Origin of the sequence: Catenulispora rubra (assembly GCF_015356825.1) — a bacterium.
Classification (GTDB): domain Bacteria; phylum Actinomycetota; class Actinomycetes; order Streptomycetales; family Catenulisporaceae; genus Catenulispora; species Catenulispora rubra.
In genome coordinates this window covers 1-428 of the sequence record NZ_JAACYW010000762.1, presented here as the reverse complement: position 1 = coordinate 428, position 428 = coordinate 1, and the positions used below count along the sequence as shown (strand labels likewise).

The 428-nt window shown below is 67.5% G+C and carries 1 protein-coding gene; it reads right to left on the bottom strand.

All coding sequences use genetic code 11. From position 1 onward, the window contains the following. Window positions 1–428, bottom strand: a 428-nt coding sequence (locus GWK61_RS55305; protein ID WP_194922384.1) for an AMP-binding protein, incomplete at both ends; no start/stop codon positions are given.

The following is a 428-nucleotide window of genomic DNA, read 5'->3' as shown; positions in this document are numbered from 1 at the left end:
TCGTGCGCGGCCAGCACCGCCTGCACCTCACCCGGCTCCACCCGGAAGCCACGCACCTTCACCTGCTCATCCGCACGACCCAGATGCACCAGCTCACCCTCAACGGTCCACCGCACCAGGTCACCCGTCGCGTACATCCGCTCGCCGGCCGGGCCGAACGGGCAAGCCACGAACCGCTGCGCAGTCAGACCCGAACGCCCCACATACCCCCGCGCCACCTGCGCACCAGCCACATACAACTCACCCACCGCACCCACCGGAACAGGACTCAACGACCCATCCAGCACGTACACACGAGTGTTGGCCACCGGCACCCCAAGCGGCACCACACCCGCGGCAACCGACTTCCGATCGAACCGGCCGGCCACCACGCCGATCGTCGTCTCAGTAGGCCCATAGTGGTTGAACACACCACGATCACCGGCCAC